The following is a 14747-nucleotide window of genomic DNA, read 5'->3' as shown; positions in this document are numbered from 1 at the left end:
TTTTATAGTCGCTCTGACTATAAAAGGGGGTGCTGGTGCACACAAGCCCTCGGAGGCGGTGGTGCCTAGAGGTCGACCTCCTGCATCAGCATCCCGACCTCGGTGTTGGACAGCCGCCGCAGCCAGCCCGACTTCTGGTCGCCCAGGGTGATCGGCCCGAACGCGACCCGCACCAGCTTGTCGACCGGGAAGCCGGCTTCCGCGAGCATCCGGCGCACGATGTGCTTGCGCCCCTCGTGGAGGGTGACCTCGACGAGGTAGTTCTTGCCGGTCTGCTCGACGACCCGGAAGTGGTCCGCGCGCGCGTAGCCGTCCTCCAGCTGGATGCCGTCCTTGAGCTGCTTGCCCAGGTCGCGCGGGATGGGCCCGACGATGTGCGCGAGGTAGGTCTTCTTCACGCCGTACTTCGGGTGGGTCAGCCGGTGCGCCAGCTCGCCGTGGTTGGTGAGCAGGATGACACCCTCGGTCTCGGTGTCGAGCCGGCCCACGTGGAAGAGCCGGGTCTCGCGGTTGGTGACGTAGTCACCGAGGCACTGCCGGCCCTCCGGGTCCTCCATGGTCGACACGACGCCGGCGGGCTTGTTCAGCGAGAAGAACTGGTAGCGCTGCGTGGCGACGGTCAGTCCGTCGACCTTGATCTCGTCCTTCTCCGGGTCGACGCGCCGCCCCTGCTCCATGACGATCTCGCCGTTGATCTCGACCCGGGCCTCCTCGATCAGCTCCTCGCAGGCGCGCCGGGAGCCGAAGCCCGCGCGGGCGAGGACCTTCTGCAGCCGCTCGCCCTCCTGCTCGGCGCCGGGGAAGGTCTTGGGGAGCTTGACCTCCTTCTTGCCGGCGTACCGGTCACGGTTGCGCTCCTCGATCTGCGCCTCGTACTCACGGGGGCGCGCCGGGGCCGTGCGCCCCTGCCTCTGAGGCTGCTTGGGGCCGCCCTTGGCGCCAGCGCGGGCCGCGCCTCCGCGCCCGGCCTTGGGGCCGTCCTTGGTCGCCCCGGGGCCCACGTCGTAGCGGCGCTCCTCCGGGCGCGGCTTCTTCGGACGGCCACTGCCCTGCTTGTCGTCGCGGTTGTTGCCGGCGCCGCGGAAGTTGCCGCGACCACCACCACTCCCGCCGCGGCCGCCGCTGTTGCCACCACGGCTCCCGCCGTTGTTTCCGCTGCTGTTCCTGCCGCTGCTGCTTCGCATCAAAGTTCCGTCTGGTCGTCTTCGTCGTGGGTCCCCGGGCTCACCGGGCGGCCCGGCGCGTCCTCGGGCGCGTCCGGGTCGAACGACGGTACGCCTTCCTGGGTCTCGGCCTCGATCGCCTCCGCCTCCGGGAGGAAGGGCGCGAGTTCCGGGAGCTCGTCCAGACCGCGCAGGCCCATCCGCTCCAGGAAGTAGTTCGTCGTCGTGTACAGGATCGCACCTGTTTCGGGTTCCGTGCCCGCCTCCTCTATCAGACCGCGCTGGAGGAGGGTGCGCATGACACCGTCGCAGTTGACTCCGCGGACGGCCGAGACCCGGCTGCGGCTGACCGGCTGCCGGTAGGCGACGACGGCCAGGGTCTCCAGGGCGGCCTGGGTGAGCCGGGCCTGCTGGCCGTCCAGCACGAAGCGCTCGACGGCCGGGGCGAACGCCGCCCGGGTGTAGAAGCGCCAACCGTTCGCGACCTGGCGCAGCTCGAATCCGCGGCCCTGGACGGTGTACTCGTCGGCCAGCTCGCGCAGGGCGTCCGCGATCCGGCGTGCGGGCCGCTCCAGTATCTTCGCGAGGTGCTCCTCGGTCACCGGCTCGTCGACGACCATGAGGACGGCCTCCAGGGCCGGCTTGAGGTCGAGACCGGCGACGGTACGCGGCCCGGCCGGCAGGTCGGTGGTTGGCTCGCTCACGCCTTCTTCTCCTCCTTCGGCGGCTCGGGCGGCCGGTCGAACTCGTCGGTGACGGTCGGGGTCTCGTCCCCGTCCCCGCCGGTCCACCGTACGAGCAGGTCGCCGAGCGCGGTCTCCTGCTCCAGCGCGACGGCCTTCTCGCGGTACAGCTCCAGCAGGGCGAGGAACCTCGCCACGATGGTCAAGGTGTCGTGGGTGTCCGCCACGAGTGCCTGGAAGCCGGCCTCGCCGAGCTCCCTGAGCCGGGCCACGACGATCTGCGCCTGCTCCTGCACGCTGACCAGCGGGGCGTGGATGTGGTCGACGTAGACCTGCGGCTTGGGTTTGGGCTGCATCGCCTTCACGGCGAGCTTCGCGAAGCCCTCCGCGCCGATGCTGATGACGACGTCGGGCAGCAGCTCGGCATGGTGCGCCTCCAGCCCGACGGTCCTCGGGTAGCGCCGGGCCTCGTCGTCGAGGCGTCCGCTGAAGATGTCGGCGATCTGCTTGTACGCGCGGTACTGCAGCAGCCGGGCGAACAACAGGTCCCGCGCTTCGAGCAGCGCCAGATCGCCCTCGTCCTCCACCTCGGCGGCGGGCAGCAGCCGCGCGGCCTTCAGGTCCAGCAGCGTGGCCGCGACGACCAGGAACTCGGTCGTCTGGTCCAGGTCCCAGTCCGGCCCCATGGCCCGGATGTACGCCATGAACTCGTCGGTCACCTTCGACAGCGCGACCTCGGTGACGTCCAGCTTGTGCCGCGAGATCAGCTGCAGCAGCAGGTCGAAGGGCCCTTCGAAGTTGGCGAGCCGGACCTTGAAGACCCCGACGTCGGCGTCGGTGCCGTCGGCGGGTGCAACCGGGGGCGGCACGGAGGCGGCCTCGGGGGTAGCGGCCCTGGGCTCCCCGGCCGAGTGCTGCTCCGCGGCGACCGCGACCGGCGCCTGCACGGCGACCGGCCGCTCCACGGCGACCGGTTCCACCACCGCGGCCGGGCCCGCCGCGGCCTGTGCCGGCTCAGCCGGCGCGGGCGCCTGCGGAGCCGCCGCTCCCCGGCCCAGCACACGCCGGCGGCCGGACCGGCCGCCGGGGGGTGGTGGGGAAGCGTTCGAGGTCATGGCCCCCGCAGGCTACCGCTACCGCCCGCGCAGTCGTCGTACGAGGATGCTGGCGTCTCCGCGGGTCTCCAGGTCGGCGAGGACCACGGCGACGGCCTCTCGGACGATGCGTCCGCGGTCGACGGCCAGGCCGTGCTCGCCGCGGAGCACCAGACGGGCGTGCTCCAGGTCCATGAGCTCCTCGGCCGACACGTACACCGTGATCTTCTCGTCGTGCCGTTCACGGCCGCTGGGGCGGCGCGAGGGGTTGCGCCCGCGCTTGCGGGGCGCGGCCCCCGCGGTCCCGGCGGCAGAACCTTCCTGCGCCGTCTGCCGACGGGCGGAGCCGGAGCGCTCGGCGGCCGCGGAACGGCTGTGGGCCTCCCCGGCCTCGGCCGGTTCCGCATCCGCCGCGACATGCTCGGCGCCCTCGCCGTCGCCACCCTGCGCGGGCACCGACTGCGGCGCGTCCTCCGCGACCGCCGCGGCGTCGCCCTCCCCCGCCGGAGCGGGCACCCGGGCGTCACCGCCTGCCTGACGCCTGGGCTGGGACGACTGAAGCGCCATCCCCCCTGTCGTACGGAAGAGTTCGTCGGCCCCCGGCAGACTCACTCGGCGTGACACCGGGCGAGCACCTCCCTGGCGAGCTGGCGGTAGGCGGCGGCACCGACGGAGTTGGAGGCGTACGTGGTGATCGGCTCGCCGGCGACCGTGGTCTCCGGGAAGCGGACCGTGCGCCCGATGACCGTGTGGTAGACGTGGTCGTCGAACGCCTCGACCACCCGCGCGAGCACCTCACGGCTGTGCACCGTGCGCGAGTCGTACATCGTGGCGAGGATCCCGTCGAGTTCCAGCTCCGGGTTGAGCCGCTCCTGGACCTTCTCGATGGTCTCCGTCAACAGGGCCACACCGCGCAGTGCGAAGAACTCGCACTCCAGAGGCACTATCACCTTGTGGGCGGCCGTCAGGGCGTTCACCGTGAGCAGGCCGAGCGAGGGCTGGCAGTCGATGACGATGAAGTCGTAGTCGGGCAGCAGCGGCTTCAGGGCGCGCTGCAGCGTCGACTCGCGGGCGACCTCGGAGACCAGCTGGACCTCGGCCGCCGACAGGTCGATGTTGCTGGGCAGCAGGTCCATGTTGGGGACCGCCGTCTTCAGCAGCACCTCGTCGGCCGCCATCCCCCGCTCCATGAGCAGGTTGTAGACGGTGAGGTCGAGCTCCATCGGATTGACACCGAGTCCGACCGACAGCGCGCCCTGCGGGTCGAAGTCCACGAGCAGGACCCGGCGTCCGTACTCCGCGAGCGCGGCACCCAGGTTGATGGTCGACGTGGTCTTGCCGACGCCGCCCTTCTGGTTGCACATCGCGATGATCTTCGCGGGGCCGTGGTCGGACAGCGGCCCGGGGATCGGGAAGTACGGCAGCGGGCGCCCGGTCGGGCCGACCCGCTCCCGGCGCTGTCTGGCCGCGTCGGGCGCGAGAGTGGCCGCGTACTCGGGGTCGGGCTCGTACTCCGCGTCGGGGTCGTAGAAGTGCCCCTCGGGCAGTTCGTCGTAGTCGGCGAAGTGGTTGTGGGGCGCGCCACTTCCGTCGCCGGCCATGGCGTTCACGTGATGGCCATCCATCTTCTGGTGTGCTGTGTGAGTCGCCTGCTGACTCTGGTGGGCTGCGAAGGTGCGCACAGCGACGGAGCCGACAGCCTCGAACCCCGCGGGACCCTGGTCCCGTGCAGGCATTCCTGGTTGACCACCCCCGGGAGTAAATGTCGACTCATTCACAAGTCGTCTTACCTCCTTGGTGACCAGGAAACTTCTAGACAGGTCAGCGTGGCACCATGCCGACGATTGGCGACTCTATGGCGTGTCGGGCGTCCGCAGCAACACAATCCGCCGGACCCGGCCCGATGTGTCGGCAATGAAACATCCCGCTGTCAAGGGCGTACGGCCGTCGCACGGCAGGTTTCACCGGTGTGCGAATCGGTTGAAGGGTTACGTTCGAGGCGAGTTGCTCGAGAACCGCGAAGTGACCATACACACATCCGGCCGGACCTTGTCGGGCAAGGTCCGGCCGGGTGCGCTGCGTTGACGACCGGCGATGGGGGTCCCCCCGATCGAGCAAAGCCGAGGTGGGGGGTGTATCGCCTTTGCCGGTTGGTCGCTTAGCCGACTTTCGGGCTGCGAGGGTTCAGCCGAGCAGCGAGGACAGCTCCACGTGCTCCACGCCGTGCGCCTCGGCGACCTCCCGGTAAACGACCTTGCCGTCATGCGTGTTGAGACCCTTGGCCAGCGCGGGGTCGCGACGCAGGGCGCCCACCCACCCGTGGTCGGCCAGCTCGACGATGTACGGCAGCGTGGCGTTGGTCAGCGCGTAGGTGGAGGTGTTCGGCACCGCGCCGGGCATGTTGGCGACGCAGTAGAAGACCGAGTTGTGGACCTGGAAGGCCGGCTCGGCGTGGGTGGTCGGGCGGGAGTCCTCGAAGCAGCCACCCTGGTCGATCGCGATGTCGACAAGAACACTTCCGGGCTTCATCCGGGAGACGAGCTCGTTGGTGACCAGCTTCGGCGCCTTGGCACCGGGGATCAGCACCGCGCCGATGACCAGGTCGGCCTCCAGGCAGGCCTTCTCCAGCTCGAAGGCGTTCGAGACGACGGTCTGGATCTTCGTGCCGAAGATCTTGTCCGCCTCGCGGAGCTTGTTGATGTCCTTGTCGAGCAGGGTCACGTGGAAGCCCATGCCGATGGCGATCTGCGCGGCGTTCCAGCCGGAGACACCGCCGCCGATCACGACGGCCCGGCCGGCCAGCACACCGGGGACACCGCCGGGCAGCACGCCCCGGCCGCCGTTGGCACGCATCAGGTGGTAGGCGCCGACCTGCGGGGCCAGCCGGCCGGCGACCTCGGACATCGGGGCCAGCAGCGGCAGCGCGCGGCTGGGCAGCTCGACGGTCTCGTAGGCGATCGCCGTGGTGCCGGACTCCAGCAGGGCGTCCGTGCACTCCTTGGAAGCGGCCAGGTGCAGATAGGTGAAGAGCGTCTGGTCCTTGCGGAGGCGGTGGTACTCCTCGGCGATGGGCTCCTTGACCTTCAGCAGCAGGTCGGCGGCGGCCCACACCTCGTCGGCGGTGTCCAGGATCTGCGCCCCGGCGGCGACGTACTCGGTGTCCAGGATCGAGGAGCCGACGCCGGCGCCGCGCTCGATGACGACCTGGTGGCCGTGGCGCACCAGCTCGTGCACGCCGGCGGGGGTGATGGCCACCCGGAACTCGTTGTTCTTGACCTCGCGGGGGATGCCGACCTTCACGTCGATCACGGTCCTTGGCTCAGGGGGTATGGGGGTCTTACTAAGACATACCCGGGCACACGCGGGCACACCGGGAGAGACCGCAGGAGAACGTGCGGCAGAGCCAGTCTAATGAAGGTGTTCTCGCTGTCTAGCCTTTCATTGCATCAATCTTCAGCTGATGCGGTACGGATTTCGCAGGCGTCGGACTCATTTTGAAGGTTTGAGTCGCCGAGAATCCGCTCGGCGGCGCCCCGGTGCAGCCCGGCCGACGCGGGATCACCCAGGTGTTCGAGGGTGTCGGCGACCTGCAGATGCAGGGCGGCCTGCAGCCGCGGGTCCTCGGCGCGCCGCGCACACTCCACGGCCTCGCGGCAGGTGCGCACCGACTCCTCGGGCCGGCCCGCGTACTCCTGGACCCGAGCCAGCTCGCCCAACGCCCGTGCCTGGGCGGCCGCATCGCCGTTCTTGCGGTGCCCGGCGATCGCGGCGCGCCAGTTCCGCAGGGCCTCGCCGTAGCGGCCGGCGAAGGTGTGGGCCGCGGCGATCCGACCGTAGAGCCGGGCGGCCTCGGCGCGCTCGTCCCGGGCGAGCCGCTCGACCAGGGCGCGACCGAACCAGTCGGCTGCCCGGTCGTAGTCACCGAGCTCCAGGTGCGCGCCGCCTACGGATTCCATCGCGCGGCCGGTCGCGTACGGGTCGTTCACCTCACGCCCGGCGTCCAGCGCGACCCGGTAGCGCGCCAGGGCGTCGGCCGTGCGGCCGGTGCGGGCGTCGAGGTCGCCGAGGTTCAGCAGGGCGGCGGCCCGCTCGCGAGGCAGGTTCCGGCGCTCGGCGACGTCGAGGACCATGCCGTGGATGTCGTAGAGGTCGGGCGCGGCGGCCTGGGTGCCGATGTGCGCCGCCATCGCCCGGACCAGCTGCGACATCAGCCGTCGGGCCAGGGTGTCCAGCTCCCCGTCGGCGACCGCGAGCCGGGCCGAGGCCAGCAGGGCGGGCCGGGTCAGGCGCAGCCAGTCGGCGGCCGCCCGCGGGGTCGGGAAACGCAGGGCGGGCGGCATGTCGAGGAGCTTCTGGCGTGCCTGGGGGCTGTCGGTCTCGGTGATCGCCCGGCAGGCCTGGAGCAGCCGTACGGTCCGCTCCAGCATGCGGGCGCGGGCCAGCTGGAGCTCGGCCGGGCGTTCGTGGTGCTCGGCGAGGACCCGCAGATGGGGGTGCAGGCAGCCGGGCACCTCGTACTGCGGCAGCGGGGAGTCCACCGCGTGCAGGAAGCCGAGGGCGACGAAGTCGTCCAGGACGGTACGGGCTCTGCCGACGGAGCAGCCGACGAGCGCGGAGGCGGTCTGCGGATCGACCAGCCCCGCCGGGGCGAGGGCGAGCAGGCGCAGCATCCGGGCGGCGGTCGCGGGCAGGGCGGCGTGGGCGAGCCGGAAGACCCGGGTCAGGGCGGTGCCCTCGGTGTCCTCGGCGCGCAGCTGCTTGGCGAGGTCGGAGACGGCGGCCTTGGGACGGGCCGCGAGCCAGCCGCCCGCCAGCATCAGCGCGGCGGGCTGCCCCTGGCACTCCTCGGCCAGGCCCTCGGCGGCCCGGGGGTCGACGGTGATGCGGACCGAGCCGGTGTGCCGGGTTAGCAGTTCCACGCCGGACTTGGCGTCCAGGCCGCCCAGGGTGCAGGGGCGGACGTCCGAGATGCCGGTCAGCGGGCCTTCGGAGACCGCGACGACGAGACAGTCGGCGGTGTCGGGCAGCAGGGCGTCGACCTGCTCTGCGTCGGCCGCGTCGTCCAGCAGGAGCAGGGTGCGGCGGTCGGCCAGGGCGGTGCGCAGGGCGTCGGTGAGGTCGTCCTCACAGGCCCCGGCCGGCGCCTGCTCGTCCAGGGCGGTGAGGAGGTCCCGGGCGGCACGTCCGACGGGTACCGGAGTGCCGTCGGGGTCGGTGAGACGGGCGCGCAGGACCCCGTCGGGGTAACGGTCCGCGACCTGCCGTACGAGTTCCTCGGCGAGCGCGGTGCGGCCCGAGCCGGGCCGTCCCGCGATGAGCAGCACACGCGCGCGGGGGACCTTTCGGCCCGCCAGGGTGTCGAGTCCGGCGCGCTCGATGTCGGCGCGCAGTTCCTTCAACTCCCGTGTGCGGCCCAGGAACTCGATTTCCCCGGCAGCGCGCCCGGCCGGCCGCACGTCGCCTGTCTCCACGACCTGATCCGTCACGGGCCACACTCCCGTCCCACCGCACACGCAAGCCCGCCGGGACTCCGGTTCGGGCGTGCAACAGAGCCTAATTCACGCTCTGCAACGTCCCCGGGTGGAGCGCGGGGGGTGGGACGGCACTTCCCCCGATCGGATCAGCCGATCTTCACATCGCGGGGTTCCCGGTCGGCCGCACCACGAGGAGACCGTGCCGGACGGCGGACGGAGCCGGTCCCGCGCCCTGGACCCGCACCCACCCGGCAAGCAGGGGCGGCGCCGGACCCAGTGCCCACCCCGTACGTCCGGGCAGGGGCCACGCCCGACCACCCCGGCACCGGGTCGCGCAGCGGCGTGCCGTGGCGACGGCGGTTTCGCGGGGTGAGCTCGTCGAGGCCGTCGTCACCCCGGGGGAAGACCAGGGGTAAGGCCCTCTTGACGCAACGTGGCCCACAGACGCCGCTGGACCTCCGGCGGTTCGCGCCCGTCCGCGGCCCGGGCACGGGCTCCCCGCCCCCGAGCGGGGCACGAACCCCGCAGCCCGGGGGGGGGATCAGGAACCCCGCCCCCGGCGGGTGGTCAGGCCTCGAACGGGCGGGCCGGCCACGGGGCCTGGGCCGGGCGCAGGGCGTCCAGGCCGTCACCGCCCCGCGCGGCGACCAGGGAGAGGACACCCACGACCAGGCAGGTGTTGTGCAGCTCGCCGGCCAGCACCCCCCGCACGAGGTCCTCGACCGGCACCCGGTCGAGCTCCATGTCGGCCTCTTCCTCCTCGACCGCGAAGCGCTCGCCCTCCGCCTCGGACAGATCGCGCGCGAGGAAGATCCGGAGCGCCTCGTCGCAGCCGCCGGGCGTGGTGTAGACGTCGGTCAGCACCCGCCAGTCCTCGGCCTTGACGTGCGCCTCCTCGTACAGCTCGCGCTGCGCGGCGTGCAGCGGGTTCTCGCCGGGGACGTCGAGCAGTCCGGCCGGGATCTCCCACAGCTTGTGGCGCACCGGGTGGCGGTACTGGCGCAGGACCAGGACGCGGTCGGCCTCGTCGAGGGCGAGGACGGCCACGGAGCCCGGGTGGACCTGGTAGTCACGGCCGACCACGGTGCCGTCGGGCATGACCACGTCGTCGGTGCGAACGGAGGTCTTGTTGCCCACGAAGGGGGTGTTCGTCGCCCGGACTTCCCACTCCTCGGGAGTGTCCTTGATCGTCATGCCTGTCCTTCCACGTGCCCTGCGCGACCTGCCGAAACGAAACCGGGGTGCACACCCTTTGAAGGGATGCACCCCGGCCACCGTACAACTGGTGTGTTACTTCGAAGTCTTCCGCTCGACGGCGGCCTTGACGAGCCCGGCGAACAGCGGGTGCGGACGCGTCGGGCGCGAGCGCAGCTCCGGGTGGGCCTGCGTGGCGACCAGGTACGGGTGGACGTCGCGCGGGTACTCGACGTACTCGACGAGCTTGCCGTCCGGCGAGGTGCCGGAGAACAGGATGCCCGCCTGCTTCTCCAGCTCCGCCCGGTAGGCGTTGTTCACCTCGTAGCGGTGCCGGTGGCGCTCCTCGACGTACTCCTTGCCGTCGTACACCTCGCGCACGATGGAGCCCTCGGCCAGCTTCGCCGGGTACATGCCGAGCCGCATGGTGCCGCCCATGTCACCCTCACCGGCGACGATGTCCATCTGCTCGGCCATGGTGGAGATGACCGGGTGCCCGGTGGCGGGGTCGAACTCGGTGGAGTTGGCGTCGGAGATGTCGGCCAGGTTGCGCGCGGCCTCGATCACGATGCACTGCAGGCCGAGGCAGAGGCCGAGCAGCGGCACCTTGTTCTCGCGGGCATAGCGGATGGCGCCGACCTTGCCGGTCACGCCGCGCTCGCCGAAGCCGCCGGGGATGCAGATGCCGTCGACGTCGCCGAGCTGCGCCGCGGCGCCGGCCGGGGTCTTGCAGTCGTCGGAGGTGACCCACTTGATCTTCACGCGGGCACGGTTGGCGAAGCCGCCGGCGCGCAGCGCCTCGGTGACCGACAAGTAGGCGTCGGGCAGGTCGATGTACTTGCCGACCAGGGCGAGGGTGATCTCGTGGTCCGGGTTGTGGACGCGGTCGAGCAGGTCGTCCCAGGTCGTCCAGTCGACGTCCCGGAACGGCAGGTCCAGCTTGCGGACGACGTAGGCGTCCAGGCCCTCGCCGTGCACGGTCTTCGGGATGTCGTAGATCGAGCGGGCGTCGGGGCAGGCGACGACGGCGGCCTCGTCGACGTCGCACATCAGCGAGATCTTCCGCTTGATCGCGGTCGGCACCTCACGGTCGCAGCGCAGCACGATGGCGTCCGGCTGGATACCGATGTTGCGCAGGGCCGCAACCGAGTGCTGGGTCGGCTTCGTCTTCAGCTCACCCGAGGGACCGATGTACGGCAGGAGCGAGATGTGGACGACGAAGACGTTGTCACGGCCGACCTCGTGCCGGACCTGGCGGACGGTCTCCAGGAACGGCAGCGACTCGATGTCGCCGACCGTGCCGCCGACCTCGGTGATCACGACGTCGACCTCGTCCGTCGCCATGCGGCGGATGCGGTGCTTGATCTCGTTGGTGATGTGCGGGATGACCTGCACGGTGTCGCCCAGGTACTCGCCGCGCCGCTCCTTGGCGATCACCGTCGAGTACACCTGGCCGGTGGTGACGTTCGCGGAGCCGTCGAGATCGCGGTCGAGGAAGCGCTCGTAGTGGCCGATGTCCAGGTCCGTCTCGGCGCCGTCGTTGGTGACGAACACCTCACCGTGCTGGAAGGGGTTCATCGTGCCGGGGTCGACGTTCAGGTACGGGTCGAGCTTTTGCATCACGACGCGCAGGCCCCGGGCCTTGAGCAGCATGCCGAGGCTGGAGGCCGTCAGGCCCTTGCCGAGCGAGGAGGCGACACCCCCGGTGACGAAGATGTGCTTGGTCGTCGAGTTACGAAAAGCGGCGGGCGGCATGGCCAAGACGGGGCTCCCGTGGTCGCGGTCTGGGGGTGCGGTGCGGCTGGCCGCCGGAATGCTCCGGGGCGCCGTCGCTGCGGTTCGGGGGTTCCCTGTTCGGGAAGGGGCCCACCGGTCCACGGGCTACCAGCGTATCAGCGCCGCGAGGGGATGGCTTCCGGCCACGCTCCGCACACATCCCGACACGGAGACGTGTCACCGTCACCGGTCTCTCCCCCGCTGCTCACTCGTTCGGCGTACCCGCCTTGCCTGGACCGGCACCCGGATCATCCGCGTGCGTCGTATCCTGCTCGGACACTCGCTGCCGAGCCCGTCCGGCCCAACGGCACCACCCCCCGCCCGTGACCACCGGAACAACGTGAGCTCGTCAGTTCGTTGAGCAACAATTGGCGCTTTGCATCACGGCTGAGTGACCTGTTTTGCTTCATCGCTCAACGACGCATTGCAAGACCTGCTGAAACCCCCCTTGACCGCACTAGCGACAGCCCCCTTGCGGGGTGACGTGGCCGTTCGACTGGAGTTGCACGTGGCCGGGCGCATCGAAGATTACGCACTCATCGGAGACATGCAGACCGCTGCCCTGGTCTGCCGGGACGGGACAGTCGACTGGCTGTGCCTGCCCCGCTTCGACTCGCACGCCATCTTCGCCGGCCTGCTGGGCACCGAGGAGCACGGGTTCTGGCGGCTCGGTCCCGCCTACGCCTCCGACCAGGAGCCGCCCACCGCGGCCCGGCGCAGCTACCGGGGCGACTCGCTGATCCTGGAGTCCGAGTGGGACACCCAGCGGGGCACGGTCCGGGTGACCGACTTCATGCCGCCGCGTGACGGCGCCCCGCAGCTGATCCGGATCGTGGAGGGCGTCTCGGGCCGGGTGCCGATGCGCTCCGCGCTGCGGATGCGGTTCTCCTACGGGCGGGTGGTGCCCTGGGTGCACAAGCACGAGGGGCGCACGGTGGCCGTCGCAGGTCCCGACTCCGTGTGGTTCGACACATCCGCAGAGACGTACGGCAAGTCGCTGACGACGTACGCGGACTTCACGGTCGCGCCGGGCGAGCGGATCGCGTTCACGATCTCCTGGGAGCCCTCGCACAAGGAGCCGCCGCCGCTGCCCGAGCCGGAGCAGTCGCTGGAGGCCACGGAGGACTTCTGGCGCGAGTGGGTCGACCACTGTACGTACCACGGCCCCTACCGGGAGGCCGTGGTCCGCTCGCTGATCACGCTGAAGGCCCTGACGTACGCCCCGACCGGCGGCATCGTCGCCGCGCCGACCACCTCCCTGCCGGAGGACATCGGCGGCGTCCGCAACTGGGACTACCGCTACACCTGGCTGCGCGACGCGGCGATCACGCTGTCCTCGCTGCTGCGCACCGGCTACCGCGAGGAGGCCCGCGCCTGGCGCGAGTGGCTGCTGCGGGCCGTCGCGGGCGACCCGGAGAACCTGCAGATCATGTACGGCATCGCCGGCGAGCGCGAGCTGGGCGAGGCGGAGCTGGACTGGCTGCCGGGCTACGAGAGCTCCGGCCCGGTCCGGGTCGGCAACGGCGCGGCGCACCAGCTCCAGCTGGACGTCTACGGCGAGGTCACCGAGGCCCTGCACCTGGCCCACATGACGGGTCTCGCGCGCAACGACTACGCCGCGCTGCTCCAGCTGAAGCTGATCCGCTACCTGGAGGACCACTGGCAGGAGCCGGACGAGGGCATCTGGGAGGTGCGCGGCCCGCGCCGCCACTTCGTGCACTCCAAGGTGATGGCCTGGGTGGCGGTCGACCGCACGATCAAGCTGATCGAGTCCGGTGACGCGGACGGCCCGCTGGAGCGCTGGCGCGAGCTGCGCGACGACATCCACCGGGACGTGTGCGACAAGGGCTACGACAAGGAGCGCAACACCTTCACGCAGTCGTACGGCTCGAAGGAGTTGGACGCCTCGCTGCTGCTGATCCCTCAGGTGGGCTTCCTGCCGCCCGACGACAAGCGGGTCATCGGCACGATCGAGGCGATCCAGCGTGAGCTGTCCACGTCGGACGGCTTCATCCTGCGCTACCCGACCTCGGGCGGCGACGAGGGCGTGGACGGCCTGCCCGGTGACGAGGGCGCGTTCCTGGCCTGCTCGTTCTGGATGGCCGACGACCTGGCGATGATCGGCCGCGTGGACGAGGCCCGCAAGCTGTTCGAGAAGCTGCTGTCCCTGCGCAACGACCTCGGTCTGCTGGCCGAGGAATGGGACCCCCGGCTGCAGCGTCAGGTGGGCAACTTCCCGCAGGCGTTCAGCCACGTGCCGCTCATCGACACGGCGCTGCGCCTGACGGCCTCGGGCGCGTACGGCGGCTGAGCAGGGCGTCCCGCGGGGGTGTCATTGCGGCTTGAGGGCCGTGAGCGTGCGCTCCCCCGCGGGATCGCCCGCCGTGGCCGGGACGAGGGCGATCTCGTCGAGTCCGGCTTCGGCGTAGGCGGCGATACGGGCGCGGACGGTGCCGGCGTCGCCGACCAGGGCGACCGTGCCGGCGGCCTCGGGCGGCAGCGCCCTCAGCAGGGTGTCCGGGTCGGCGCCCTTGGCCGCCAGCTCGACGACCTCGGCGAACCCGGCGTCGACGAACATGTCGCTGTAGCCCGGGACGGCGAGGTAACCCACGACGCTGCGCAGGACCTGGGTGAGCGACTCCGGATCCGGGTCGACGGCGGCGGGCAGCCACGCGGTCAGCCTCGGCGGCCTGCGGCCCGCCTTCTCGGCGGCCGCGAGCATCCGGCCCCGCAGCATGCGGACCTGCTCGGGCGAGACGATGTCGAGCAGCATCCGGTCGGCGTGCGCGACGGCCGCGGCGACCGCCCGTTCCCCGAACGCCGCGACGGTGACCGTGCCGCCGGGCGGTGGCAGCCGGCGCGGAAAGGCGCTGCCGGGCACGATCGGCTCGCCCGGGACGCTGTGCATCAGCGCCCGCACGGCCGCCGCCGACTCCGCGAGGGCGGCGGCGGGCCGGGTCCGCGACCGGCCGTGCACGCCCTCCACGACCCGTTTGCTGGAGGTGCCCAGGGCCACGCCGACGGGGCGGCCGGTGACGGCCGCGGCGGAGGCGGCGCCCCGGACGATGGTGAGCGGGTCGCGCACCGACACCGGCACGGGCCCGGCGGTCAGCGCGACCTGCTCGGTGGCCGCGCCGATCGCCGCCGCCAGGACGAACGAGTCCCACGTCGGTCCCTCGCCCGCCCACACCTCCCGGTACCCGAGCCGGTCGGCGAGCACCGCGACCCGCAACGGCTCCTCGACCGGGCTGTCGTCTTCCCGCCCCACCGCGACCACGCTCATGTCCATGAGGGCGCCCGTACCCGGTCGATCACCGGGTATTCCAGGGCGTGATCGTCCTCGTGTCCCTCCGGAGATGTCCG

At 71.5% G+C, this 14747-nt stretch carries 11 protein-coding genes; 1 reads left to right on the top strand and 10 read right to left on the bottom strand.

What is annotated here, in order from left to right; genetic code table 11:
* Positions 1 to 65: 65 nt before the first annotated feature.
* From ACIQHQ_RS34510 to ACIQHQ_RS34470, 9 genes are all read right to left on the bottom strand, one after another.
* Positions 66 to 1184 (bottom strand): pseudouridine synthase, encoded by a 1119-nt coding sequence (locus tag ACIQHQ_RS34510; protein ID WP_402619844.1) that lies wholly within the window; start codon positions 1182 to 1184, stop codon positions 66 to 68.
* A complete protein-coding gene (gene scpB, locus ACIQHQ_RS34505; protein ID WP_402619841.1) occupies positions 1184 to 1867 on the bottom strand; it encodes an SMC-Scp complex subunit ScpB in 684 nt (227 codons plus the stop codon). Before scpB ends, ACIQHQ_RS34510 begins: the two co-directional genes overlap by 1 nt.
* Entirely contained in the window at positions 1864 to 2961 is a 1098-nt protein-coding gene (locus ACIQHQ_RS34500) for a segregation and condensation protein A (protein ID WP_402619838.1), read from the bottom strand. Before ACIQHQ_RS34500 ends, scpB begins: the two co-directional genes overlap by 4 nt.
* An 18-nt stretch (positions 2962 to 2979) precedes the next feature.
* A complete protein-coding gene (locus ACIQHQ_RS34495; RefSeq protein ID WP_402619836.1) occupies positions 2980 to 3564 on the bottom strand; it encodes a hypothetical protein in 585 nt (194 codons plus the stop codon).
* The gene (locus ACIQHQ_RS34490) at positions 3549 to 4676 is read right to left on the bottom strand and encodes a ParA family protein (protein ID WP_402619833.1); all 1128 of its coding nucleotides are present in this window, start codon (positions 4674 to 4676) and stop codon (positions 3549 to 3551) included. Before ACIQHQ_RS34490 ends, ACIQHQ_RS34495 begins: the two co-directional genes overlap by 16 nt.
* A 448-nt stretch (positions 4677 to 5124) precedes the next feature.
* Positions 5125 to 6249, bottom strand: a complete 1125-nt coding sequence (ald, locus tag ACIQHQ_RS34485) for an alanine dehydrogenase (RefSeq protein WP_402619830.1) — start codon at positions 6247 to 6249, stop codon at positions 5125 to 5127.
* A 137-nt stretch (positions 6250 to 6386) separates the two neighbouring features.
* A complete protein-coding gene (locus ACIQHQ_RS34480; RefSeq protein ID WP_402619828.1) occupies positions 6387 to 8426 on the bottom strand; it encodes a tetratricopeptide repeat protein in 2040 nt (679 codons plus the stop codon).
* A gap of 555 nt (positions 8427 to 8981) precedes the next feature.
* A complete protein-coding gene (locus ACIQHQ_RS34475; protein ID WP_402619825.1) occupies positions 8982 to 9608 on the bottom strand; it encodes an NUDIX domain-containing protein in 627 nt (208 codons plus the stop codon).
* Between the two features lie 96 nt (positions 9609 to 9704).
* A complete protein-coding gene (locus ACIQHQ_RS34470; protein ID WP_352119912.1) occupies positions 9705 to 11363 on the bottom strand; it encodes a CTP synthase in 1659 nt (552 codons plus the stop codon).
* Positions 11364 to 11892: 529 nt separating this feature from the next.
* Between ACIQHQ_RS34470 and ACIQHQ_RS34465 the strand changes: the two genes are divergently transcribed.
* Positions 11893 to 13695: a glycoside hydrolase family 15 protein gene (locus ACIQHQ_RS34465; protein ID WP_402620099.1), complete on the top strand. Its 1803-nt coding sequence runs from the start codon at positions 11893 to 11895 to the stop codon at positions 13693 to 13695.
* Between the two features lie 21 nt (positions 13696 to 13716).
* Here ACIQHQ_RS34465 and ACIQHQ_RS34460 read toward each other — a convergent pair whose 3' ends face one another.
* Positions 13717 to 14673 (bottom strand): LLM class F420-dependent oxidoreductase, encoded by a 957-nt coding sequence (locus ACIQHQ_RS34460; RefSeq protein WP_402619823.1) that lies wholly within the window; start codon positions 14671 to 14673, stop codon positions 13717 to 13719.
* Positions 14674 to 14747: the final 74 nt, after the last annotated feature.

Source organism: Streptomyces sp. NPDC092370, assembly GCF_044755265.1.
GTDB lineage: Bacteria > Actinomycetota > Actinomycetes > Streptomycetales > Streptomycetaceae > Streptomyces.
The sequence above is the reverse complement of the archived record's forward strand: the minus strand, read 5'-3'. Positions and strand labels throughout refer to the sequence as shown.